Here is a 542-nt window from a genome sequence, read left to right on the forward strand (position 1 = left end):
CGCTCGCCGCCGGACAGCGCCGGCGCGGGCGTGTCGCGCAGCTTCTCGATCGAGAGCTCGTTGAGCAGCTTGTCCAGCTCCGCGTCGATGCGCGCGGACGACCAGGCCTTGCCCTTGTCGTCGAGCTGCAGCTCGAGCACGGCGCGGATGTTCTCCTCGACATTGAGCTTGCGGAAGATCGACGCTTCCTGCGGCAGGTAGCTCAGCCCCATGCGCGAGCGCTGGTGGATGGGCAGGGTCTTGCACCGGGCGGCCGTCGATCTGGATCTCGCCGGCATCGGCGCGGACCAGGCCGACGATCATGTAGAAGCTGGTCGTCTTGCCGGCGCCGTTGGGGCCCAGCAGGCCGATGACCTCGCCGCTGTGCAGGTCGAGGTGGACGTCCTTGACCACCTTCCTGACGCCGTAAGACTTCTGCAGCCCCCAGGCCTGCAGGCGGCTCCGGGAGGTGTTCGTGCGGGCTTGGGTCATTGCTGGGGCGACTGGCGGGGCGTCAGTTGATGCTGGGACGCAGCGGCAGCGGGGCGCTGCTGGCGGGCGGC

General features: G+C 69.4%; 1 pseudogene. It reads right to left on the reverse strand.

The features are described 5' to 3' along the window. Positions 1–471 (reverse strand): annotated as a pseudogene (locus FUT87_RS24885) (ATP-binding cassette domain-containing protein); the annotation flags it as partial. Between the last annotated feature and the right edge of the window lie 71 nt (positions 472–542).

Source organism: Mitsuaria sp. TWR114 (genome assembly GCF_007997345.1).